The sequence below is a fragment of the Acuticoccus sp. MNP-M23 genome, assembly GCF_031195445.1.
In the GTDB taxonomy this organism is placed as follows: domain Bacteria; phylum Pseudomonadota; class Alphaproteobacteria; order Rhizobiales; family Amorphaceae; genus Acuticoccus.
In genome coordinates this window covers 1,903,255-1,925,060 of the sequence record NZ_CP133480.1, presented here as the reverse complement: position 1 = coordinate 1,925,060, position 21,806 = coordinate 1,903,255, and the positions used below count along the sequence as shown (strand labels likewise).

Below are 21,806 nucleotides of genomic sequence, written 5' to 3'. Positions count from 1 at the left end.
GGCCGGGCCTGCCGACAGTAAGCGTTGGCCGGCGATCTCACCGATTGGCAGCTTTGTAGTTTTCGGCCACTCAGTTCAGCCCGTGCCGACGGTTTCGTATCTGCGCCGCACCTTCTTCCGGACAAGGTTGAGGAACGCATCGGTGGCGGGGCCGGCGGACGGATAGAGATCGCACCGCAACCGACAACTGACACCAATCCGGTCCCATTCGCGCACCAACGCCCATCCGCCGAACAACGTGCGCTGGACGGACAGTGCATAGAACCGCCGCTTGTTGTTGGCGGGATTAATGCACCACAGGCGGATACCGGTGTGGAAGAGCTCAAGCGGGTTCATGTTGGCTCCTTCCGTGTGATAGTTGCTCGGGGCGCGGGCAAGTAACGGTAGAACGTCGCCGGCGAAACGTTGAGGCGCTTTGCAACCTCGTCCACTGTGAAGCTGTCTTCGGCAAGCATGGCCTTCGCCGCTTTGAGATCCGCATCCGTCAGCCTCTTCGGCCGCCCGCCGGTGCGGCCCCTTGCCTAGGCGGCATCCAGCCCGGCGCGCGTGCGCTCTCGAATGATGGAGCGCTCGAACTCGGCCAGGGCGCCGAAAATATGGAAGACGAGCTTGCCGCCCGAGGTGGTCGTATCGATCGCCTCGGTGAGAGAGCGGAAGCCGATCCCTCGGCCTCAAGCCCTTCGACGGTCTCAATCAGCTGCTTCATCGACCGAGCCAGGCGGTCGAGTTTCCAAACGACGAGGGTGTCGCCCGGGCGCATGTAGTCGATTGTAGCCGCAAGCTGCGGTCGGTCGCGCTGCGCGCCGGACGACTTTTCGCGAAAGACCTTCTCGCATCCGGCAGGCTTCAGCGCATCGAGCTGAAGCGCGGGCTTCTGATCCTGGGTTGAGACGCAGGCGTAGCCCACGAGCATGCGGATTCTCTCATAACTCGTCTGAGTTTATCATATTTGAGAGGGTAGTTACAAAATATGGTTTTGAGAATCGGCGGTTCGCGGAATTCCTTGCTCGGACAACTGCGTCAAGGGTCGAACAGCCTACTCGCAAAAATGAACGCTTTCGAGATTCTAACCAAGGCCACGAAACGGTTCATTTTTCAGGGCGCGCGATTGTCCGCTGAGTGCCATGAGCGAATCTGCCGACTCTCTGGCGCAGCGCCCGCAATGCGGGACGAAGCTGACATCAGTTTGGAACCGCCAGTGCCCGCTATCAGCTCACCAGCCAAACCCATGCGTGGTATTTACCGCTTCGAGAAATCTGACCATGCTCATCTGGAGACCCGAATTGACTTTGAATATTCTGAGTTTCGCCGCGGTCTCAGTCGGAATTTACTTCATTATAGCGGTGGCCCTCATCGTCTCCGAACGCCCCAAAGCACTCGAAACGAGTGATGGGCTGTATTTTACCAGAATAACCGCATCAGGTGCTTTTGTCTCACCAGAAACACCCGAATTCGCCCGCAAGACCTATACCGCGCGTGATGGCGCGGAACTCTCGTATACCCACGTAAAGACGGAAGGCAGCGCAGGCTTGCCTTTGATCATCATGATCCACGGCTCAGGATGGTTTGGCGGCCAATTTGACCGTCTGGCATGGGCGCTCAGAGATGTGGCCGAGGTCAAGGCAATTACGCTGCGAGGACATGGGGACAGACCTGTGCGACGTGGTGATGTGGATTACATCGGACAATTCGAGGACGACATCGCAGACCTGATGGCCGACGACCCGCGTGAGGCTATCCTGCTGGGCCACTCTTCCGGTGGCGGGCTCGTGGTGCGTTTTGCAGGTGGCGAAAATGGCAGAAAAATCGGTGGCGCCATCCTTCTTGCGCCGTTTCTCAAGCATAATGCCCCTACAACAAGAATAAATTCAGGGGGCTGGGCGCATGTATTGACCCGCCGCATTGTCGGATTGTCGATGTTAAACAGCGCTGGAATCCATTGGCTTGACCACATGAAAATGATCCAGTTCAATATGCCCAAATCGGTTTTGGATGGTCCACTTGGCGACTGCGCGACGACGTCTTATAGCTGGCGTCTTAACACATCCTTCGCGCCGCGAAGTAACTATATCGCGGATGTGGCCGAACTTCCGCCATTCCTTTTGGTCGCAGGAGCACAAGATGAAGCGATGGAGGCGGATCGATACGGGCCCCTTATGAGCACTGTGACAGATAAGGGAAATTACCATGTCATCAACGGTGCCGCGCATCTTGATATTGTCGATGCCCCTGAAACCGAAGCGTTGATACGAGACTACTTAGACTCTGTTTGAGAATTGCGATCAGTGGCTGATGCGTCGGAGGAGCAGGCCACCCATTGCGACGTGGATCATGGCCTCGGAGACGTCGATGCGTTGCTCGAAATCGCGGACGAGGCGGCCATCGGTGTCGACGACAATGTGGCGCTTGCGGCCGATGATCTTCTTGGCGCCATCGAAACCGCGGGCGGCTCCCGCTGCGGGCGCTTTCACGCTCTGGCTGTCGAGGACGCCGGCACTAGGACTTGCTTCGCGATTGGATTGCTCGCGATCGATCATCAGCGCGACGTCGTGGATCGTGCGGAACAGCATCGGCCGGACGAAGCGGCGGAACCACCAATAGACCGTCTGCCACGGCGGAAAATCCTTGGGCAGCATGCGCCAGCCGCCGCCCGAGCGCGCCATGTAACGGATCGCGTTGAGCACCTCCCGCAGGTCAGTCGCGGGCTTGCGCCCCCTGCGACCCGGCTTTGGGAGCGCCGGTTCGATCCGCTCCCGCTCCGCATCCGTCAGGCCGCCCGGATATCGATTTGTCTTGCGTTCGATGGCCGCCATCCGGCCTCGCATTCGTTTGGTCCACGTGCGTCGTGTGAATCACGAACCCGCGCCAAACGGAATTCCTTTCTCAAACGGTCTCTTAGCGTAAGCCGCCTTATAAACCTTCGGTCGTTCCACTCGCGGAGGCGACAAGTGCAGTGATGTCGGCGAACATGTCCTGCCATTCGGCTTCATCAATCTCCATGAGGCCGAAGAAGCGCAACATATAGGCCCCTTCCGTGGCCAGGAAGGCGAGGCGGGCGCGCCGGTCGTCCGGGTTGGCGAGATCGAGCGAGGCGATCCGCTCGCGATACCAGCGGCGCGCGGGACCGAGCTGGTCGGGCGAGCGCAGGAGCGCCGCCATCAGCGCCGCAGACTTGGCGTGGTCCGTCGCGTCAGAGGCGAGCGTGGCCTCGACATGGCCCCGCAGCTGCTCCCGCGCCCCGGCCTCAGGCCCGACGATCGCATTGATCGCCGCCGAATAGGTCTCGCTCCAGCGCTCGAAAAGCGCTTCCACCAGCGCCTCCTTGGTACCGAACGCATATTGCACCCCGCCCTTTGTCACCCCGGCAGCCTTGGCGAGCGCATCGATCGTCAGGGCGGCGGCGCCCTCCTTCGTCACGATCTCCTCGGCAAGATCCATCAGCCGGTCGCGATCGATGGTGCGCGGGCGACCAGGCGAGCGACGCGGAGGTATGGATTTTTTATTTTCCATACGTATGTATCTAAATAGAGATCGGCAGGGATACAAGATGCGTCACCCGCCGGTCCAATCGGAACGAAAGCCTTCGCCATGACATCGCAAAAGCCCCGCAACCGCTGGCTTGTACTGGCGATCCTGTCCAGCGCGCTTCTGCTGATTACCATCGACGTCACAGTGCTCTACATCGCCCTGCCGCGCCTGACGGAGGCGCTGTCGGCCTCGGCGTCAGAGAAGCTCTGGATCGTCAACGCCTACCCGCTGGTGGTGGCCGGTCTTCTGCCGGGCCTCGGGACGCTGGGCGACCGGCTCGGCCACAAGCGGCTTTTCCTGGCGGGCCTGACCGTGTTCGGAGCGGCCTCGCTTCTGGCCGCCTATGCACCGGACCCGGCCATCCTGATCGGCGCTCGTGTGCTTCTTGCCGTGGGCGCTGCGGCGATGATGCCGGCGACGCTTTCCATCATCCGCCTCACCTTCGAAGACGAGGCCGAGCGGTCCTTTGCCATCGGCATCTGGGCGGCGGTCGCCTCCGGCGGCGCGGCGCTGGGTCCGGTCGTCGGCGGTCTGCTTCTGGAGCATTTCTGGTGGGGCTCGGTCTTCCTGATCAATGTCCCCGTCGTTCTCGTCGCGCTGGGGCTCGCCGCCTTTCTGATGCCGAACGGGCGCCGCCATGGCGCACGTCCCTGGGATCTGACCGGCTCGGCGCAAGTGCTGGTCGGGCTCGTCGCGCTCGCCTATGCCGTGAAGGAGCTCGCCAAGCGCGACGCTTCCCTGACCCATATGGCGCTGGCACTCACGGTCGGGATCGTTGCGCTCGTTCTCTTCAAGCGGCGCCAGGATCGCCTGACGTACAAGCTGATCGACTTCTCGCTGTTTCGCGATCGCGGTTTTTCGGCGGGCGTTGCCGCCGCTCTGGTCTCGATGCTGGCGATGATCGGCTTTGAGCTGGTCCTCTCCCAGCGCCTCCAGCTCATCCTCGGCCTGACGCCCCTGGAGGCAGGCCTCTTCATCCTGCCGATCCCGCTTGCAGCCTTCGTGACGGGACCGATCGCCGGTGCCCTGACGGGCCGCCTCGGCGCGATGAACCTCCTTTGGGGCGGCCTGTTCCTTGCCGCAGTCGGCCTCGCTCTATCGGGCCTCAGCTACGACGCGCCGCTCCTCTGGCAGCTCCCGGGCTTCCTCATGCTCGGCTCGGGCCTCGGCACCACGATGACGGCCGCGTCCGGCGTGATCATGGCGCGCGCGCCGGACGATCGGGCAGGGATGGCCGCCTCGATCGAGGAAGTATCCTTCGAGCTCGGCGGCGCTATCGGTATCGCGGTTCTGGGGAGTGTGCTGACGGCCGTCTACGGTGCCTCACTCAAGGCGTCAGGCGGATCGGACGTTTCGCCGTCGGCCCTCGACAGCCTCGACGAGGCGTTGGTCGTAGCTAGGACCCTCCCGGACGCCGTTGCCGACGCGCTGCGCGTGGCCGCCTTCGGCGCGTTCGACCAGGCGTTCCTCGCCGTGATCGCGCTCGCCGCCACGCTATCGTTCACCACCGCCCTTGCGATCTGGATCGCTGCGCCTTCCCGCGGGGGTCGGTCCAGTCGATGCAAAGGCGGACTTTGAGAGCGCCGGTGATGGTTGCCGACCGACGCTGAGCCATTTGCGCTCCCTACGAGCGAAACCAGTCTTCGCAATCAGTCTCGCTCTTTCCGTAAATCTACCTGATCGCGATACCGGCGGAGTTCTGAAAAACGTTCGTTTTTGAGGGTCAGAAGAGGGCCACGGAAGGGTTGGGTGCTGACGTCGCGCAGCTTGTGTTGCGGCATCAGACCCATTGTTCGACCAGCCCTCCACCATAGGCGCGAAGATGCAGTCGCGTGAAAACCTGGCGACCAGCATGGTCGTCACCAAGACTTCGCTACCGCGCAATTAAAATCATAATGTCTATTCGTGCCCAATTGCGAAATTTAGTTTCTTGACGGTGAATTTATACAATATTGCGGGCTGCCCTGGAGTCTTCCGGCATTTAGAGGTGGTTTAAAGTTGCGGCCTTTAAGCAACTTAGTGAGGTACATTTTACTGAAACAAAGTCGATCGGAGGCAATTTGCTGGCGTTAGATCTCGGGAAATCGAATGGGTGAATTCCCTCTCCGGGATGGAGCCGATCGTTTTTTGGAGTTTCGCAATGCGTTCAGTCAAAAAGTCTTTGTCCGAAGCGGGTGCGGTGCGCACGGTGGCGGTCATGCTGCTCGCCGGCGCTTCGATGGTCGCGATCGAAGCGGCGACACCCTCAGTCGCGTTTGCAGACTGTGTGCTTGCGATGCCCTCCTCCACCGGCAGTGGCAACAACCCGCCCTCGGGCTCGACGGTGAATTGCGCCAATAACCTCGACAATGACGGGGTCGTGAACGCAGGCGCCAACGACGTGACGGTCAACGTCGAAGGGCCGGCCGGCGGTATCTCCACCACCGGCGCGCCCGGAATCCTGCTCGGCAACGGCGCCACCATCAACGTGTCGTCACAATCCAACCGGCCGATCAATACGTCCGGCGACAGCGCGGGCGGGATCGACGTGCTCGACGATGCCAGCATCACGGTCGGCGGCCAGGTGACGACATCGGGCGAAAACTCCGAAGGCATCTTCACCGGCAGCGGCGCAATGGTCGAGGTCCAGTCAACCGGGCGCGTCAGCACCGGCGGCGGCAAATCGGCCGGCATCTCGGTCGGCGCCAACTCCACCGTCGATCTCCGCGGCGAGGGCGGCGACATCGGCGCCGTCGTGACCACCGGCAACTCCAATTCGGACGCCGTGGTGCTGGGCGGCGCCAACGGCACCCTCAATATCGAGAACGGTGCGCAAGTCACCACCTCGTCCGGCATGTCGAACCCTGTTCAGGTCGATGGGGAAAACGGCACGGTCAACGTCTCCGGCCGTGTCCAGTCGTCCTCCGGCAACGCGACGGCAATTCTTGGCACGGCACGCGGGCTCAACGTCACCGTGGAAGATGGCGGCTTCGTCACCGCGCAGTCGTCCGGATCCAACGCCATCGAGAGCCAGGGCCGCGGCGCGTCCATCACCGTTGCTTCGGGCGGCGAGGTGCGGATCTCCTCCGGCAATTCGGCCGGTATCGTCTCCGGTGACAATGCCATCGTTACCGTCGCCGGCACGGTGTCGGCGTCCTCTTCCGCAAGCCAGGGCGTCATTCTGGGCAACAATGCCGAACTCGTCATCGAAGATAGCGGCATCATCGAAACGTCGTCCTCGGAGAGCCAGGCGGTGCTGGTCTCATCGTCTGCCACCACAGCGTCGATTACCGTGAACCGGGCGGGCAGCATCGATGCGGTCGGCGCACAGGCGATTGTAGACGAAGGCGAAACGGAAACCACTGTCACCGTTGACGGCACGGTGTTCGGCGGCTCGTCCGACCCAGTTCTCGACATGGGGGCCGGCAACGATACGGTCACCGTGAACGGCACCGTGCGCGGCTCCAGCGCGAACCCGGTGATCGACCTCGGCGCCGGCAACGATACGCTGACCAACGCCTCCTCGCGCACCATTTCCGGCCCCGGCAAGCTGGTGGACGCCGGATCCGGCGGCGATACGCTCAACGTCTCCACCGGCAACTCGCAGCGCTCCTCGCGCTACTCCGGCTTCGAAACCACCAACGTGTCGCGCAATACCAACCCCAACGATCCGCAGATGGGGCAGACGACCACGTTCGTCGTCGACAACAACCAGAGCAACAACAACGTGAATGCCCGCGAAGGCGGCAATGCCAACGTCAACTCGGGCGGCTCGGTGCGGTCGCTGACGGCACGGGACGGCGGGCAGGCGAGCGTCAACAGGGGCGGGAGCGCCGGCAATGTCCGCGCACAGGGGACGGGGAGCGCCGTCACCGTGCAGAACGGCGGCACGGCCGGGGCGCGCACCAACGCTGCGTCCGGCGGCGGCTCGGTATCCTTCGCGCGCGGTTCGACCGCCAACATCGATGCCAACGGGTTTGCGGGCAACGGCCAGGGCGTCGACTACAACGGCGTCAACTTCGACCCCTCCACCAGTGTCGATCTCGGCAACCGCGCTTTCGTCAGCGCAGATGCGTCCGGCAGCGCCGTGACGTTCGGCTTTGCGCCCAACGTCTTCCGCCGCAACGGCAACACCAACAACACGCGCGCCGCAGGTGCTGCCATCGATGCCGCGCTCGTCCGCGATGCGTCCTTCCTCGACAACAAGCGCAACATCGCGCTGGCGCGCCAGGAGCGTGCAGTGCCGATCCTGTCGCGTGTGTCAGGCGAGACGGTGGCTGAACTCGGCGTCGGCATGGTCAACGCCGGATCGCTGTTCAACACCGCGCTGCGCGGTGGCGGCAGCGCGGCGGAACGCTCGTTCGTCTACGGCTACCCGGCGTCTTCGGCGCCTGTCGGAACGCCCTCTGGTGTCGCCATCAGCGCCGTGCCGGACAACCTTGAAAGCGCGCCACAGAAGCGCTTCGGCGCGGATCTCGCGCTCGAGCCGCTGCAGCCGATCCCCCCTGCACCGCGCTTCGGCGTGTGGGTCGCAGCCCTCGGCGGCTTCTTCGATATCGACAGTGGACCCTCGACAGGCGCCGATGGCTACACCGCGGGCGTCGCCCTCGGTGTCGAGCGCCAGTTCCTGATGGCGAGCGGTTCCGTCACCGCCGGTCTCGGCGTCGGCTACACTTACACCGAGGTCAACAACACGGTGTATGACAACGACGCGAACGGCTACCACGTCGGCGCCTACGTCAACGGCCAGTTCGATCTTCTCGATGTCAGCGCTGCGGCGTCCTACGCCTATTTCGCCAGCGATGTCGGCAACCAGAATGGCGATTCGCAGGTCGTGACCCTGGGCGCGGATGCTGCCTACAACATCGGCGGCCGGTTCGCCGAACCCTTGATCCTCGGCCCGGTCGGCCGGCTGCAGTTCAACTATGCCGATATCGGCCGGACCGGTCCGCTGGGGCCGCTCGGCACCACCGTCGGCGGCGACTTTGCGCAGCTTCTCGCCGCGGCCGGTGTCCGGATCGGGACGAAGTTCAACGGCGGCTCCGTCTACGCAGACGTGATGTATGAGCGCGTGATTGGCGATGACAACCTGGTCCTGTCAGGCAACTTCGCCGGCGGTCCCGGCTTCAATGTCGGCGCCTCCACCGGCGACCGGGACAGGCTGCTCCTGCGCGCCGGTGCCAACTTTGACATCAGCGAACAAGGCAGCTTCAGCCTGGAAGGCACCACCACCTACGACGGCAACTGGACTAACGCCGGCGGGATGGCCCGCTTCACGTTCCGCTTCTAGGCTCCGGATATGCGACTGACGCAGCGGAGGATCCGCGGCGGGCGAGAGGCCAACAACCAAGTTTCTCAAAAACGGTGGTTTTGCGAAGCCTCGAAAGGCCGGTTCGATGAACGTGCATTATCGGCTCGATGGCGGCTTTGCCGTCACGGCAGAACGTTCCACCATGCGGGCCAGTCTACTTTTCCTGGTGAGCGGGTCGCCTTGAAGACGATCTTCTGCTGCTCGAGTGTAAGCCGCCGATCTCAAAACCTGTCGAGGGCGGCCTGAACGATCCAGGGTTCCAGAACGAGGTGCGCTGTCTCACGAAAGCGGTCCCGCTTTCGGCTGATGCGCAATATCTCACCCGCATCGCTGACGCTTCCAAGCGTAACAAAGGAGCGTATGATCACCGTGATAGGAGATGTTTCGTCGATCAATTGCTTGTCGCGCGCCGCCTCGATTGCAGCCATCGCTTGCCGTGCCGACGCTCCCTCGCCGTCAAGTCCCTTTTTTACCAGATGAAGCAGGAAGGCCTCCGCCGCGGTGACGCGTCGCTCGACGCCTCCTTCGCGGATCAGGACCGTCTGCCCGAGTACTCCCATCATATGGGATCTCTCGCCGTGAGCCTTTCGGACGACCCCGCGGGTTTCGGCTGCGGCCCTTCTGGAATTGCGTCGCCTTTGGTGGTCGACCGTAGCCAATCTCTTCTTTCGCCCTGCCTGAACGCGTGCCCCCATCGCTTGACGCTCTGCGGCGAACGCAACGTCTCCGCATCCCGCGTGCACCGTTTGATTGTCTCGACGTCCCGATCCTCAAGCCTGGCCCCACCACGTCGACGAGAGAGTGCGGCCTGCACCGCCCATTGTTCGAGTAGCAGGTGTCGGCCCTCGCACCGCATTCTGTGATCGCGCGGGTCCTCGCAAGCGATCCCAAGGAGTAAGAGCGCGTCATCGACGTTGCGGGGATCAAGAGCCTCCTACTTCACGACCACCTTCGACGTGGAGCGCTCCCGGGTCTTTGAAAGAGCGGCCTCTCTCTTGGCAATCATCTTGAGGATCTCGCGCTGCGCGGCGCGGTCGCCGGCAAGAGCCGCCTTGTACGTGCGGTGCTGCAGCGCCTCTTCGACCGAGATTTCGTGTTCACCACCATCCCGAGAAACTGTCAGCGTTTTTGCCACGATCACATCGAAGGCCGACGCAGTGGGCTCACTGGATCGAGTCCGGCGCGGCCGTCCCGCGGGATTTCCACTTCTGCCTTTCTCGAACCGACCCCGGCGCGGCGCCACAGCGTCTGCGACATCGTCCACCACGCTCACACCTCTTCGAGAACAGGCTCAAGACCCGTCATTGCTGACCAGCGTGCGAGCGCTAAATCGACGTAGCCAGGAGCAATTCCCCCCCCCCCCCGGAACCGCCGCCCTGTACGCTCGGCCGCGATCAGCGTCGTCCCGGATCCAAGGAAGAGATCAAGCACGAGGTCGCCACGTTTCGTGACGTCCTGAATCGCATCCGCCACCAACGCCGTCGGTTTTACGGTTGGATGCAGCGCGAGGTCTTCGCGCCGGCTTCCCTTCATCGAGTTGACCGACGCATAGTCCCAGACATTCGTTCGATTGCGACCGTGCTTGCCGAGCTCTACGGCATTGAAATGCGCCCCCGCGCACCGACCCGCCAAACGAATATCAGCTCATGCTTCGAGCGATAAAGTGAACCCATCCCGGCGTTGGACTTGTTCCACACGCAAAGGTTCAGGAGATCACCATAGACGGAGCGGCCGACGGTCAAGAGCTGGTCGGTGTGCCTCCAGTCCATGCAAACGAAGTGAACGGCACCGTCCCGCGAGACGACTGCGGCGGCGCCAAGAGTTTCTGCAAGGAAGGTGAAGAACGCCGCTTCGGTCGTTTCGCCAGACGCCATCGCGAATTCGGCATGACGGCCCTTCGCGTTGGCGAAGCCGTTGATCGGCACGTTTTAGGGCGGATCGAGAAAGGCAGCGTCGACCGCCGCATCTTTTCCGACTACCCGGCGCAGGAACTCAGGTTCGCGCCCATCGCCGCAGCCAACGCGGTGTTCGCCGAAGATCCAGACATTTCCTGGCCTCGTCCGCGGGGTCTTTGGCACGGCAGGAACGAGTTCATCGTCGGGGTCCTCGGAACCGCCGAGGATCACGTCGATCTCGCCCGATGCAAAGCCGGTCAGTGTCAGATCAAGGTCGACATCGAGCGTTGAGAGTTCGCCCAGCTCGGCTTGCAGAAGATCAATGTCCCAGCCAGCATTCAGCGCGATCTTGTTGTCGGCGAGCCGCAGGGCGCGTTTGCGTGCCTCGTCCAGACCTCGCAGCGCGATGGTCGGAACTTCGGTCATTCCGATTGCGTTCGCGGCCATCAGCCGTCCGTCCCCGGCGATAATCACGCTGTCGTCGTCGATCAGGATCGGGTTGGCGAAGCCCAAAGCCCGGATGTGCCGGTAGCGGCGGAGTTTGATCCGCTGCGGAACCGGGAGCCGCTTATGACCCCCACGAAGAAATCGAATGTCAGGGGTGCCGCCGACGCCAGGGCGGAGCACGAGGTAAAGCCTTCAAGGGCGTTATCTCGAACGGCGACTCCTCAGTCCGGAAGCACGGCCGGCCCGTCCGCGCCGGCCGCATTGAAGCCCATGAAGCTCGCTGTCTTGACGGAGTTGCTTTCCTGACCCGAGGGGTCGACCCTCGCCGAGATGACCGCCGCGACCGGCTGGCAGACCCATTCGGTTCGTGGCGCGCTCTAGAAGAAGGGCTTGACCGTTACCTCGGAGAAGGCGGACGGCGTCCGCCGTTATCGCATCGGAGACACGGCATGAGTGACAACGTGCTTGCAACCAACGTGGATGCGATCCGTCATTCCGATCTCAACAGGCTGCGCGTAAAATGGCGCACGCGCTGGGGCACGCCTCCAAAGCTGCGCTCTGCGGAGCTGATGCGGCTCATGCTCGCATGGCGCCTTCAGGCCGAGGCGCTTGGTGGGCTCGAACGGGATTAAAGCGTCGATTGGCCGCCACTGGCCGTATTCAGGCCGAGGGCTTGGACCTCGGCCTCGGCGCGGTCATGCGACGAAACTGGAAGGGTGAGCTCATCGAGGTCGTTGTCGAAGCAAAAGGCTTTCGGTGGCGCGGCGAACTCTTTCCCAGCCTCTCCGCCGTCGCGACGGCAATCGCCGGCGCGCGCTGGAACGGACCGCGGTTCTTTGGTCTGCGGAAGCAGGATATCGGGACTGGCCGGCCATGACGAAGCCATCGATCAAGCGCTGCGTCCTCTACACTCACAAGAGTTCAGAGGAAGGCCTCGAACAGGCCTTCAACAGCCTCGATGCGCAACGGGAGGCCTGCGCCGCTTATGTGAAGAGTCAGGCCAGCGAGGGATGGCGGGCCTTGCCGGACCGCTATGACGACGGCGGCATCTCCGGTGCAACAATGGAACGCCCGGCGCTGAAGCGGCTTCTGGCGGACATCGCCGCGGGCCAGATCGACGTCGTTGTCGTCTACAAGATCGATCGGCTGACCCGCTCCCTCGCCGATTTTGCCCGCATGGTCGAGATCTTCGACGCCCACGGCGTCAGCTTCGTTTCCGTCACCCAAGCGTTCAACACCACCAGCAGCATGGGCCGGCTGACCCTCAACGTCCTTCTCTCTTTCGCCCAGTTCGAGCGCGAAGTCACCGGCGAACGCATCCGGGACAAGATCGCCGCCTCCAAGGCCAAGGGGATGTGGATGGGCGGCACACTGCCTCTCGGAGACGACACGCCAGCCCCGGGATCACGCGCGCTCGAGGTCAACGCTGCCGAGGCAGAGACCGTGCGCTCGATCTTCACGTCCTATCTCGAACTCGGCTCAGTGCATGAACTGGAGCGCAGGCTGGATGAGGGCGGCATCAGGTCCAAGTCGCGCGTGACGGCGAAGGGGCGGACGCTCGGTGGCAAGCCGTTCAGCCGGGGCGCGCTGTTCCACCTTCTCAGGAACCGGACATATCTGGGAATGACCCTCCACCGCGACCACGCCCATCCCGGCCAGCATCCGGCCATCGTGGGTGCTGATCTTTTCGAGGCGGTTCGGCGCCAGCTCGATGCAAATCCGAGACGGATGGGGACTGCCAACAGCGATCCACAGACCGCAGCCCTCGTCGGCCGCATCTTTGATGCCGCTGGCGCGCCCATGTCTCCGACGTCTTCACGCGGCGCGCGTGGCAAGACCTACCGCTACACCGTGTCCGCACCGTTGCAGCAGGGGCGGCGCAGTGGCGATGCAGAAGATGGCGTGGTTGGCCGTGTTCCCGCCGCTTCCTTCGAGGGCCGGCTCAGCGAGATCCTGCGCCGCTTCCTCCATGGGCTTGGCGCCGAGCCGCTTGACCTCCTTCGTCGCGTCGAAGTTCATCGCGACTTCATCCGGCTGACGTTGCCGGCTGAACATCTGGCGACAATCCGGGCCCACATCGATGGCGACGAGATGGTCGAGCGTGATCCGACGAATCGAGCAGCCTGCCGCCTGATCATTCCGTTCAGCATCGCCATCCGCGGCGGGCGGACATTGATCTCGGGCGGTGGCAAACCGGTCGCCCGGCCAGACCCGAAGCTGATCGCAGCGCTACGCGAGGCCCACGCAATGCTTCGCCGGGATGCGCGCGGGCTTCCTATGTTGGACGCCTCCCCGGAATCATCCTACCGGCGCCGCCTTGTTCGGCTCGCCTTCCTCGCACCCGATTTGCAGCGCGCCATCCTTGAAGGGCGCCAACCGCACGGCCTCACCATCTCGGCACTGCTCGCCCACGATATCCCGCTCGGTTGGCAAGACCAGGAGCAGCTGTGGGCCGCGCGTAGCGCAGCAAACAACGCTGCCCGATGCCGCCGTGGCATCGAAGAGAACGGAAGCAGCCGGGCCATGGATTGACCGGCCAAACGCCCTGTTATGCTCATTGAGACACCTGTTAATGCGAAACAATGCGACCTGTTATGCACTTCTCGAACCCTGTTCCGCGCATAAACAGGGAATCGGGTTTTAGTGGCCGCTAATCGATTGAATTTGCGTCCCTTCGCGCGCACGAGACCATCCTTGTGCGCCGGATTCGGCCTGTTTTCCGCCGATACACCGCGAATTTCCCTGTTCTTGCCCTTATGGCCGAAACTCCACCTTCCTGCCGACCGGAGGAGACCGCCCTGAACGGACGCCTGAATCCGGGCTGAGACCGCCGATACAGGACGGGCCCGTGCCGGAAGCAGGACGAAAACGCGCCCTGTTCCGCGGGCTTAATGCCCAGCGTTCAAATCAGAGAAATGTGTAGGGGGTGCGTGGCGGAGGGAGAGGGTCTGCGGTCCAACGTTCTCTACCTCCAAACGCTCCGGTTTGAGGAGAACCGATGGAGTGGACGCCCCCCCCCCTGTCTGTTGGCGAGGTGGTAGGTTCTGAGTTGCGGAAGGGAGCCCGTCCCCCCCGAGGGCCTCGGAGCCCGTTAGGGAGCATGGGTCACTTCCGCATCCTTCTGAACCCTGAACAGTTGCTTGGGACTGCCGATCCCGCACGACATGGACAGGATCTCCACCATGCCACGCAACGTCATCGGCTGCGACCTCTCTCGCGCCGCCCTCGACCTTCACAGCCTGCCAAACGCCACCGCCTCTCAGGTGGCGAACGACCCAGAGGCGATCACCCTGTGGGTCGCCTCTCTCGAACCAGACGTCCTCGTCGTCTTCGAAGCCACGAGTGGATGCGACGGGCCCCTTATCGCCGCGCTCGCCGAACGCGGCATCGCCTTCTCGCGGACCAATCCACGTCAGGCCCGCGAGTTCGCCAGGGCCACCGGCGTCCTCGCCAAGACCGACCGCGTCGATGCCCGGGTGCTTGCCCAGATGGGCTCGGTTCTCGACCTTGCCATCACACGCCCGAGCAGCCACGCGCGGAACCGGCCGTCCGATTTCCTCAGACGCCGCAGACAGTTGGTGGACATCCGAAAGGCCGAGAAAACGCGCCGCACAAGGCCGGCCAGGAAGAGATCGCCGAGCAGATCGAGGCGATGATCGACCTGCTCACCCACGAGATCGTCGAGCTCGATCGCGCCACCGCGCGGCTGATCGAGGCGGACCAGTAGCTCTCCTCACAAGCCCGACTTCTGACCGCAGTGCCGGGCATCGGCCCAACGGTTCTGGCCACCCTTCTCGGCGAACTTCCCGAACTTGGCATGCTCGTTTGACGCCGCATCGCCTCGCTCGCCGGTCTCGCACCGCACACCAGGGAGAGTGGTACATGGCGCGGAGCCCGCCGAATCTGGGGTGGACACCGCAAGGTCCGCGAGGCGCTCTACATCGCCGCGCTCACCGCTTCACGACACGTCCCAACCCTCAGCTCCTCGTCATCCTCAACGCGATGCTGCCCTCCGGTACGCACCTCGCCGCATGAGCCAACAGCGCAGTTGCCCCCAACAGACAGGGGGTAAGGCGAGTTGAAATTCGTCCTCCCGTGTTTTATCCTTCGGATTGTCTCCGGTTGATTGCCAAGGCCAATCGTATAAGAATTCAGGTTATCTTTTTTGCTAGCTTTCTTGACTATGATCGACCCTTCAAATTGAGGCATAGTTCAATCTATGAGCGAGAAAATTAAAAGAGGCAGATACCATTTTGTAATAGCATTTGCCTCCCTAGGCTTAACCAGTCAATTTTAGCGATCGAATGGCATCTGAAACATTTGGGGTGTGCGCTCGTTGATTGACAGGGTAGATCGTAGAACAACCTCCCAGTACTGGCAGCTTAAGCTAACACCAAAATATTCGACCAAAGCGGTCGCACGATGCGTGCCACCCTCCGCAACCGTACGGCGCGCAAAGCGGCTGATCGAGCGTGTCGGCGTTACCCAGGTCGCCGAGGTTACGGGCCTGGATTACGTTGGCATTCCCAACTTCATGACGGTGCGGCCCCGCGACCTGGGGCCTGGCATTTCCTATTATAACGGCAAGGGGACCACGCGGCTGGACGCTCTGGCTGGGGCGCTGATGGAAGCGGTGGAGCGGCAGGCAGGGGAGCATTGCGATTATCCAGTCACCCACGCCTCACAGGCGGAACTGGCCGAGACAACGCCGCTCACCAAGCTGGCCGAAATCGTCGTGCCCAATGCCTGCGCGTTCGACGATCAAACGCCTGTCGAATGGGTGCACGGCTATGACCTGATTGGCCAACGCGCCACAGCGGCACCATTGAACGCGGTGGTCTGCCCTTACACGCCGACAGATGTCCCCGCGCTGTTTTACGCGAGTACCAACGGACTGGCCTCGGGCAACACGCTGACGGAAGCGCTGTGCCACGCGCTGTGCGAAGTGATCGAACGCGATGCCCTGGCAATATCGCTTGCGCGGTCACAGGTGGCGCCAGCCATTGGGGATCTGCTGGAAAGCATCGGTATCAGCAGCCCGCCATCGGCACTTCAAAACGCCGAGCATGCCCAAATCCGGCTGGAGGGGCTGCCGCGACGGGCGGCGTTGCTGGTAGGTCGGCTGAAGCGCGCGGGCCTGAGCATCTATGTGCGCAACCTGACCTCGACCGCAGGGTTGGCAACCATTGATTGCACGATCGTGGAGCCGACGGCCTCCGGCATTCCCAATGCCCATGGCGGTTGTGGCACCCATCCCGACGCGCGGATCGCTCTCAACCGGGCCATCACCGAAGCCGCCCAAAGCCGCATCGCCTGTATTCAAGGCGGGCGCGAGGACCTGCCCGAGATCATCAAACCGCGCGCGCCATACGACGCAGACGAGCTCTATGGCGGCACGGATTTCATCGACTTTGACGACGTGCCATCGGTGCAGAACGCGTCCATCGATGACGATATCCGTTTGATCCTGGACAGGATGCCGGATTATGGGCTGAATCAAGCCGTGGCCTTCGACCTGACTCGCCCGGAAGTCGGCATTCCGGTTGTACGCGTGGTTGTGCCCAAGGCCGAGGCCTGGTCCGTCTTTCACCTTCACACTGGGCGTGGCGTCTTCGGCGAACGCGTCTCGCACGTTTTGCAAGGAGCGATGCAATGACCAAAGTCACGCTCTTTAGCGCTACCCTGGGCGAAGACGGAAAGATTGAGCCACCGCTAGGTCCACTCTACATCGCAGCCGCCCTTGAACAAATTGGGCTGGAGGTCGATTTTCGCGACTACCAACTGCACGAGGGGTCAGACTGCTATTCCGCCGACACGTTCGTTCGGGCTTTGGAGGGGCACGAGGAGTACGTTCTGATCTCGTGCTTTGTCGACATGCTGCCCGTGGTCCTGGCCGCCTGCAAAAAGCTTAAGGCCGCCGATCCTGGTTGCAAGATCATCCTGGGCGGTCCTGGTGTTTCAGGAAATGCACGCGAATTGATGGAGGCCTTTGCCTGGGTTGACGGCATCGTGCGCGGCGAAGGCGAGAAGACCATTCAGGCGTTCTTTGGCATCGACGTTCTGGCCACGCTGGTCAGCGACCCTGTCGCGGGACTGGTCTGGCGCGCTGGTGACACACTCGTCGACGGCTCAGAGCGCCCCCGGATCACGGATGCAGACAACCTTCCCTGGCCTGCCTATCACCTGCTAGACTGGTCACGCTATAGCTCTGCCCGCGTGATCACGACCCGCGGTTGCCCGTACAAATGTTCGTTCTGCGACGTAGCCCCGCTTTGGGGCCGACGCGCCGTATACCGTGACGTCAAACGCGCTGTCGACGAGATCGTCATGCTGCGGGATCGGTTTGGCATCGACAAAATCGCCATCGTTGACGACACGTTTGTGTTGAACCGCGACCGGGTGCGCGCGTTCTGCCGGGAGATCCTGGATCGCGGTATCAAGATCGAGTGGGGCTGCTTCGGTCGTATCAACCTGATGAACGAAGATTTGGTGTCGTTGATGTCGCAGGCGGGCTGCCGCGCTGTTTTCTATGGCATCGATTCCGGTGCGCAAAAGGTACTGAATCGGACTTTCAAGGAGCTCAGGGCTGAGACGGTGCTGCCGACGCTTGAGATGTCGCAGCGCTATTTTGATCGGGTCGAGGCCTCGTTTATCTGGGGCTACCCCTTCGAAACGCTTGAGGATTTTGAGGAAACGCTGGCGCTTGCCAGTGCTGCCTCGCAGCTTGCGCCCAAGGTAAACGTGCAGATGCACATGCTCAGCCCACTACCCAGTTCACCGATCTACCTCAACTTTGAGGGCACTTTACAGCGCCCCGCACCGGAAGACAGCGACTGGTTGCTTTTGCCCGCCGTTCTGCTGGACGAACGCGCGGCTGAAGTTGCCGAGGTCATCGATATGGCACCGCATCTCTTCCCCGGCTTTTTCAACCTGCCCACAGAGAACAGGGACGAGAAACGCGCCTATCTGGAAAAATCGATGCGCGCGCTCGATTTCACAGTCGGCTCCAGCCTGTTTGATAAGGAGGTGCTGGCGCTGATGGAAGCCGGCAACCGCCTTACCGAAGAACGGCTGTTGCAGGGCGCGGAAGACGATGCCGACCGAATCGGCATCGGGCTGGCCCTGGGCCTGTTCCGACGCACCCGACGACGCAATCGCAAGGCAGCCTCAACCGTTGACAGCGCCGCGCGCGGACCGTCGATGGTGCGCCAGCGCAATGATTTACAACAGGTAACGTCATGAAGACGGCGGTGTTCCTTGGCCCATCTCTGCGCCAGCGCGACGCCCGCCAATTGCTTGAAGCGACCTATTTCCCCCCCATCAAACGCGATGATCTGGCGGGCATGATCGACTGGGACGTCATCGTGATCATCGACGGTCAGTTTGGCCAGTCGCTGGCTGTGACGCCGAAAGAGATCCTCAATCTTCTGGATCAGGGGGTTCGCGTTGTTGGTGCCTCTAGTATGGGGGCGTTGCGCGCCGCCGAGCTTGACAGTTTCGGGATGGAAGGGATCGGCTGGGTCTTTAACCGATTCAAGCAAACCTGGATCCGGCAAGAGGATGAGGTCGCACTGTGCTATGCTCCCCACGATCTGAGCGCCTTAACCGTGCCTCTGGTGGACATAGCGCATTGGATGGAAACCCTGAGCCATGCCGATCTGGTGACCAAAGCCGAGGCTGCGGCGATCTTTCGTGCGCTCAAGCGGGTTTTTTTCGCCGAACGCACGCCATCAAAGGTCTACGACGCACTTGCAAAGGCTGTGGGTGATGACAGGGCAGCAGCCATCCGTGCCGAGGCCGCCATTCCCGACATCAAGGGCGCTGATGCCCGTGCGGCCCTCAACCATGTGGCCGGCATGATGCCCACCGAACACAACGATATTGAAATGACCGTTTGAAAGGAGAGGGTTATGGTTAGGGAAACTGGCGACAACCCGCAGAAAGGTCTCGTCGAACTGCTTGGCCGGGCGCTGACCGACAAGGATTTGCGCGCGGAATTGAAAAATAACCCTGACGAATTGGCCAAACGTTTTGACCTGACGGCAAAGGACGTTGAAGCCATCAGGAAGCTCGACTTCGAAATGCTCGAAGAAGCGGCCGAAAGACTCGCAGGCCGCGCCGAGTGGACGATTAAGGTCGTCATCTCGAAGAGTTTTTGAGCTAGGCCAGCCGGCGGTTGTTTTCCGGCACAATTTTTTTCGCATACTCCCACAAAACTACTTGCATGTATTGTGCATGGCAATCCAAAAACTCGTGGCCGTCAGCATAACGGGGCCAACTGAGGTCAGCACAAAGACACATGCGTGCCTAGAGCGTTACCCGACCTGACCGAATCAACCGCGCGGTAATGCGGATCTAATTCACCATGTCGGCCGGAGGAGGAGGCCGGCCGACATGTCACGAGCCCCTGTCCCTCTGACCTGCCCGGATTCTTCGGACCACGCTTAGCTTGAGAGCGCTGCCCCTATGTCTGCCTCGTTGAGCCCCGTGCGGGGCGGTTGGACGACGGGGCGGGCCGCGGAGGCCCCACATACCGCAGCGGTCCGCCCCGTCATGGCCGTTGGGTGTTCGGTGCTGGTCTTCGCCGCGAAGACGGCCGGCGTCAGATAGCCGAGGCTCGAGTGAGGTCGCACCTCGTTGTAGTGCCGGCGCCAGGCTTCGATCGTCACCTTGGCCTCGGCCCGCGATCGAAACCATTCCAGGCTCAGGCACTCGTCGCGGAACTTGCCGTTGAAGCTCTCTCCGGCGCCATTCTGCCAAGGTTTGCCCGGATCGATCAACGCCGTGTCGGCGCCCTGATCGACGATCCACGCCAGCAGCGCGCGGGAGACGAACTCCGGCCCGTTGTCGGACCGCAGGTAAAGCGGCGCGCCGCGCTCGGACACGAGGCGCGACAGCACTTCGATGACGCGCGAGGAGCGGATGCGTCCGTCGACCTCGATCGCCAGGCCCTCCCTGGTCCACTCGTCGGTGATCGTCAGGCACTTCAGCTTCTGGCCGTTGGCGCACCAGTCGAACACGAAGTCGTAACTCCACACCTCATTCGCCCCGGTCGGCGCCATCGGACGCGGCCGGCCCGCGGCGATGCGCTTCCTCGGCCGCTTGCGCGGCACCTGCAGCCCGGCCCGCCGCCACAGGCGATACGCCCGCTCGAAGCTCATGGCGTGACCGTCGCGACCGAGGAAGACCGCGATCCGGCGGTACCCGTAGCGCGGATACTGCGCCGAGAGCTCGGCCATGCGCCTCAGCACCGGCGCGTCCTTCTCCGCCTGCCGTGAACGATAGAAGAGCGCCGACCGTGCAACCCCGATTAGCGTGCAGGCGCGCCGCTGCGACAGGCCCCCACGGCCGCGCGACGCTCCGACACGCTCACCATTTTTTTGCAGCGATCTCCTTCATCACCTCGATCTCGAGATCCCGCTCGACCACCAGCTTCTTGAGCCGGACGTTCTCCGCTTCCAGCTGCTTCAGCCGCCGCACGTCGTCGGCCTCGAGCGCGCCAAAGCGCTTACGCCACGTGTAGATGGTCTGCTCGCTGACGCCGTGCCGCTTGGCCACTGTCGGTGTTGTGTCGCGATCCGCTTCCCGCACGATCGACACCATCTGCTCGTCCGTGAGCCTCGACTTGCGCATGCTTCCCTCCATGCCGGAGGGCAGCCTCTCAAGGAATTGTTGGTCCGAAAATACCGGGGCAGGTCACCGGCCGTTCAGGCTCTCCACGAAGCCGTTCTGCATCGGCTTGCCTGGTGCGATGTAATGCCACTCGATGCGGCGGTTCTCCTTCCATTCGAGGATCGCACGGGACGTCAGCTCCGTGCCGTTGTCACTGACGACCATCAGCGGCTTGCCCCGCTGATAGATGAGGCCGTCAAGCTCACGGGCCACCCGAGCACCCGACAAGGACGTGTCGACGACCAGCGCCAGGCACTCGCGGGTGAAGTCGTCGACCACGACGAGGACGCGGAAGCGCCGGCCATCGCTCAGCTGATCGGAGACGAAGTCGAGGCTCCAGCGCTGGTTCGGCTCCTGCGGCAGCGTCATCGGTGCGCGCGTTCCGATCGCACGTTTGCGCCCGCCACGGCGCCGCACCGTCAGCCCTTCCTCGCGGTAGAGGCGGAACAGCTTCTTGTGGTTCACCACGAGGCCTTCGCGCCGCAGCAGGATGTGGAGGCGGCGATAGCCGAACCGGCGCCGCTCGTTCGCCAGCGCCTTCAACCGTTCGCGCATCGCCGCATCATCCGGCCGCTGCGACCGGTAGCGGTAGGTCCTCGGATGCATCCCGATCAGCGCACAGGCGCGCCGCTGGGAATACCCCTTCTTCTCAATCGCCCAGCTCACGAAGCCTCTCCGCGCGCCGGGCGTCAGAAGTTTTTTCCCAGAGCGTCCCGCAGCGTCGCCACGTCGAGCAACTGTTCGGCCAGGAGCTTTTTGAGGCGGGCGTTCTCATCCTCCAGCGCCTTCAGCCGCTTGGCGTCCGAAACCTCCATGCCGCCGTAGCGCTTGCGCCACGTGTAGAAGGTCGCATCACTGATCCCGTGCTTGCGGCACAGCTCCGCAACGCCAATCCCCGCCGCGTGCTCCTTCAGCACCGCGATGATCTGCTCCTCACTGAAGCGGCTCTTCTTCATCTCCGTCTCCTTCCGACG

20 protein-coding genes and 4 pseudogenes are annotated in these 21,806 nt (G+C 62.6%); 13 read left to right on the top strand and 11 right to left on the bottom strand.

Annotation, left to right across the window (positions count from 1 at the left end; all coding sequences use genetic code 11):
* Positions 1-75: 75 nt before the first annotated feature.
* Positions 76-336, bottom strand: a complete 261-nt coding sequence (locus tag RDV64_RS09100) for a WGR domain-containing protein (protein ID WP_309198945.1) — start codon at positions 334-336, stop codon at positions 76-78.
* Positions 333-913, bottom strand: a pseudogene (locus RDV64_RS09095) (recombinase family protein). The gene RDV64_RS09100 and the pseudogene RDV64_RS09095 overlap by 4 nt, the downstream one beginning before the upstream one ends.
* A gap of 211 nt (positions 914-1,124) precedes the next feature.
* On the opposite strand from RDV64_RS09095, the gene RDV64_RS09090 reads away from it, so the two are divergent.
* Positions 1,125-2,273, top strand: a complete 1,149-nt coding sequence (locus RDV64_RS09090) for an alpha/beta fold hydrolase (protein ID WP_309198944.1) — start codon at positions 1,125-1,127, stop codon at positions 2,271-2,273.
* Positions 2,274-2,282: 9 nt separating this feature from the next.
* Here the strand turns inward: RDV64_RS09090 and RDV64_RS09085 are convergent, their stop codons facing one another.
* A complete protein-coding gene (locus RDV64_RS09085; RefSeq protein WP_309198943.1) occupies positions 2,283-2,825 on the bottom strand; it encodes an IS5 family transposase in 543 nt (180 codons plus the stop codon).
* Positions 2,826-2,910: 85 nt separating this feature from the next.
* Positions 2,911-3,510 (bottom strand): TetR/AcrR family transcriptional regulator, encoded by a 600-nt coding sequence (locus RDV64_RS09080; RefSeq protein ID WP_309198942.1) that lies wholly within the window; start codon positions 3,508-3,510, stop codon positions 2,911-2,913.
* 78 nt (positions 3,511-3,588) lie between these two features.
* Between RDV64_RS09080 and RDV64_RS09075 the strand changes: the two genes are divergently transcribed.
* Together RDV64_RS09075 and RDV64_RS09070 are read left to right on the top strand one after the other, a co-directional pair.
* Positions 3,589-5,106 carry an MFS transporter gene (locus RDV64_RS09075; protein WP_309198941.1) on the top strand — a complete coding sequence of 506 codons (1,518 nt, stop codon included), beginning with the start codon at positions 3,589-3,591 and terminating at the stop codon, positions 5,104-5,106.
* A gap of 562 nt (positions 5,107-5,668) precedes the next feature.
* Positions 5,669-8,797: a hypothetical protein gene (locus RDV64_RS09070; RefSeq protein ID WP_309198940.1), complete on the top strand. Its 3,129-nt coding sequence runs from the start codon at positions 5,669-5,671 to the stop codon at positions 8,795-8,797.
* Between the two features lie 242 nt (positions 8,798-9,039).
* Here RDV64_RS09070 and RDV64_RS09065 read toward each other — a convergent pair whose 3' ends face one another.
* From RDV64_RS09065 to RDV64_RS09040, 5 genes are all read right to left on the bottom strand, one after another.
* Complete coding sequence (locus RDV64_RS09065; RefSeq protein ID WP_309199600.1) at positions 9,040-9,381, bottom strand: hypothetical protein; 342 nt, start codon at positions 9,379-9,381, stop codon at positions 9,040-9,042.
* Positions 9,382-9,752: 371 nt separating this feature from the next.
* On the bottom strand, positions 9,753-10,061 hold the full coding sequence (locus RDV64_RS09055; protein WP_309199421.1) for a DUF5681 domain-containing protein: 309 nt from the start codon (positions 10,059-10,061) through the stop codon (positions 9,753-9,755).
* A gap of 26 nt (positions 10,062-10,087) precedes the next feature.
* A complete protein-coding gene (locus RDV64_RS09050; protein WP_309197871.1) occupies positions 10,088-10,351 on the bottom strand; it encodes a DNA methyltransferase in 264 nt (87 codons plus the stop codon).
* A gap of 59 nt (positions 10,352-10,410) precedes the next feature.
* Positions 10,411-10,743 (bottom strand): hypothetical protein, encoded by a 333-nt coding sequence (locus RDV64_RS09045; protein ID WP_309197870.1) that lies wholly within the window; start codon positions 10,741-10,743, stop codon positions 10,411-10,413.
* A gap of 3 nt (positions 10,744-10,746) precedes the next feature.
* Positions 10,747-11,226, bottom strand: coding sequence for a ParB/Srx family N-terminal domain-containing protein (locus RDV64_RS09040; protein ID WP_309197869.1), 480 nt, complete (start codon positions 11,224-11,226; stop codon positions 10,747-10,749).
* Between the two features lie 249 nt (positions 11,227-11,475).
* Between RDV64_RS09040 and RDV64_RS09035 the strand changes: the two are divergent.
* From RDV64_RS09035 to RDV64_RS08995, 10 genes and pseudogenes are all read left to right on the top strand, one after another.
* A pseudogene (locus RDV64_RS09035) lies at positions 11,476-11,541 on the top strand (DUF3489 domain-containing protein); the annotation flags it as partial.
* A 68-nt stretch (positions 11,542-11,609) separates the two neighbouring features.
* Entirely contained in the window at positions 11,610-11,792 is a 183-nt protein-coding gene (locus RDV64_RS09030; protein WP_309197868.1) for a DUF2924 domain-containing protein, read from the top strand.
* Positions 11,747-12,037 (top strand): DUF2924 domain-containing protein, encoded by a 291-nt coding sequence (locus RDV64_RS09025; protein ID WP_309198939.1) that lies wholly within the window; start codon positions 11,747-11,749, stop codon positions 12,035-12,037. Before RDV64_RS09030 ends, RDV64_RS09025 begins: the two co-directional genes overlap by 46 nt.
* Positions 12,034-13,692, top strand: a complete 1,659-nt coding sequence (locus tag RDV64_RS09020; RefSeq protein WP_309199466.1) for a recombinase family protein — start codon at positions 12,034-12,036, stop codon at positions 13,690-13,692. Before RDV64_RS09025 ends, RDV64_RS09020 begins: the two co-directional genes overlap by 4 nt.
* Positions 13,693-14,300: 608 nt before the next feature.
* Positions 14,301-14,816: a transposase gene (locus tag RDV64_RS09015; RefSeq protein WP_309198938.1), complete on the top strand. Its 516-nt coding sequence runs from the start codon at positions 14,301-14,303 to the stop codon at positions 14,814-14,816.
* Positions 14,817-14,995: 179 nt separating this feature from the next.
* On the top strand, positions 14,996-15,232 hold the full coding sequence (locus RDV64_RS23845; RefSeq protein ID WP_375143820.1) for a transposase: 237 nt from the start codon (positions 14,996-14,998) through the stop codon (positions 15,230-15,232).
* Positions 15,233-15,496: 264 nt separating this feature from the next.
* Complete coding sequence (locus tag RDV64_RS09010; protein WP_309198937.1) at positions 15,497-16,816, top strand: YcaO-like family protein; 1,320 nt, start codon at positions 15,497-15,499, stop codon at positions 16,814-16,816.
* Positions 16,813-18,402 carry a B12-binding domain-containing radical SAM protein gene (locus RDV64_RS09005; protein ID WP_309198936.1) on the top strand — a complete coding sequence of 530 codons (1,590 nt, stop codon included), beginning with the start codon at positions 16,813-16,815 and terminating at the stop codon, positions 18,400-18,402. The genes RDV64_RS09010 and RDV64_RS09005 overlap by 4 nt, the downstream gene beginning before the upstream one ends.
* Complete coding sequence (locus RDV64_RS09000; RefSeq protein ID WP_309198935.1) at positions 18,399-19,058, top strand: TfuA-like protein; 660 nt, start codon at positions 18,399-18,401, stop codon at positions 19,056-19,058. The genes RDV64_RS09005 and RDV64_RS09000 overlap by 4 nt, the downstream gene beginning before the upstream one ends.
* A gap of 12 nt (positions 19,059-19,070) precedes the next feature.
* On the top strand, positions 19,071-19,319 hold the full coding sequence (locus RDV64_RS08995) for an Os1348 family NHLP clan protein (protein ID WP_309198934.1): 249 nt from the start codon (positions 19,071-19,073) through the stop codon (positions 19,317-19,319).
* 429 nt (positions 19,320-19,748) lie between these two features.
* Here RDV64_RS08995 and RDV64_RS08990 read toward each other — a convergent pair.
* Positions 19,749-20,793 (bottom strand): annotated as a pseudogene (locus RDV64_RS08990) (IS3 family transposase); the annotation flags it as partial.
* 66 nt (positions 20,794-20,859) lie between these two features.
* Positions 20,860-21,788, bottom strand: a pseudogene (locus tag RDV64_RS08985) (IS3 family transposase); the annotation flags it as partial.
* Positions 21,789-21,806 lie beyond the last annotated feature (18 nt).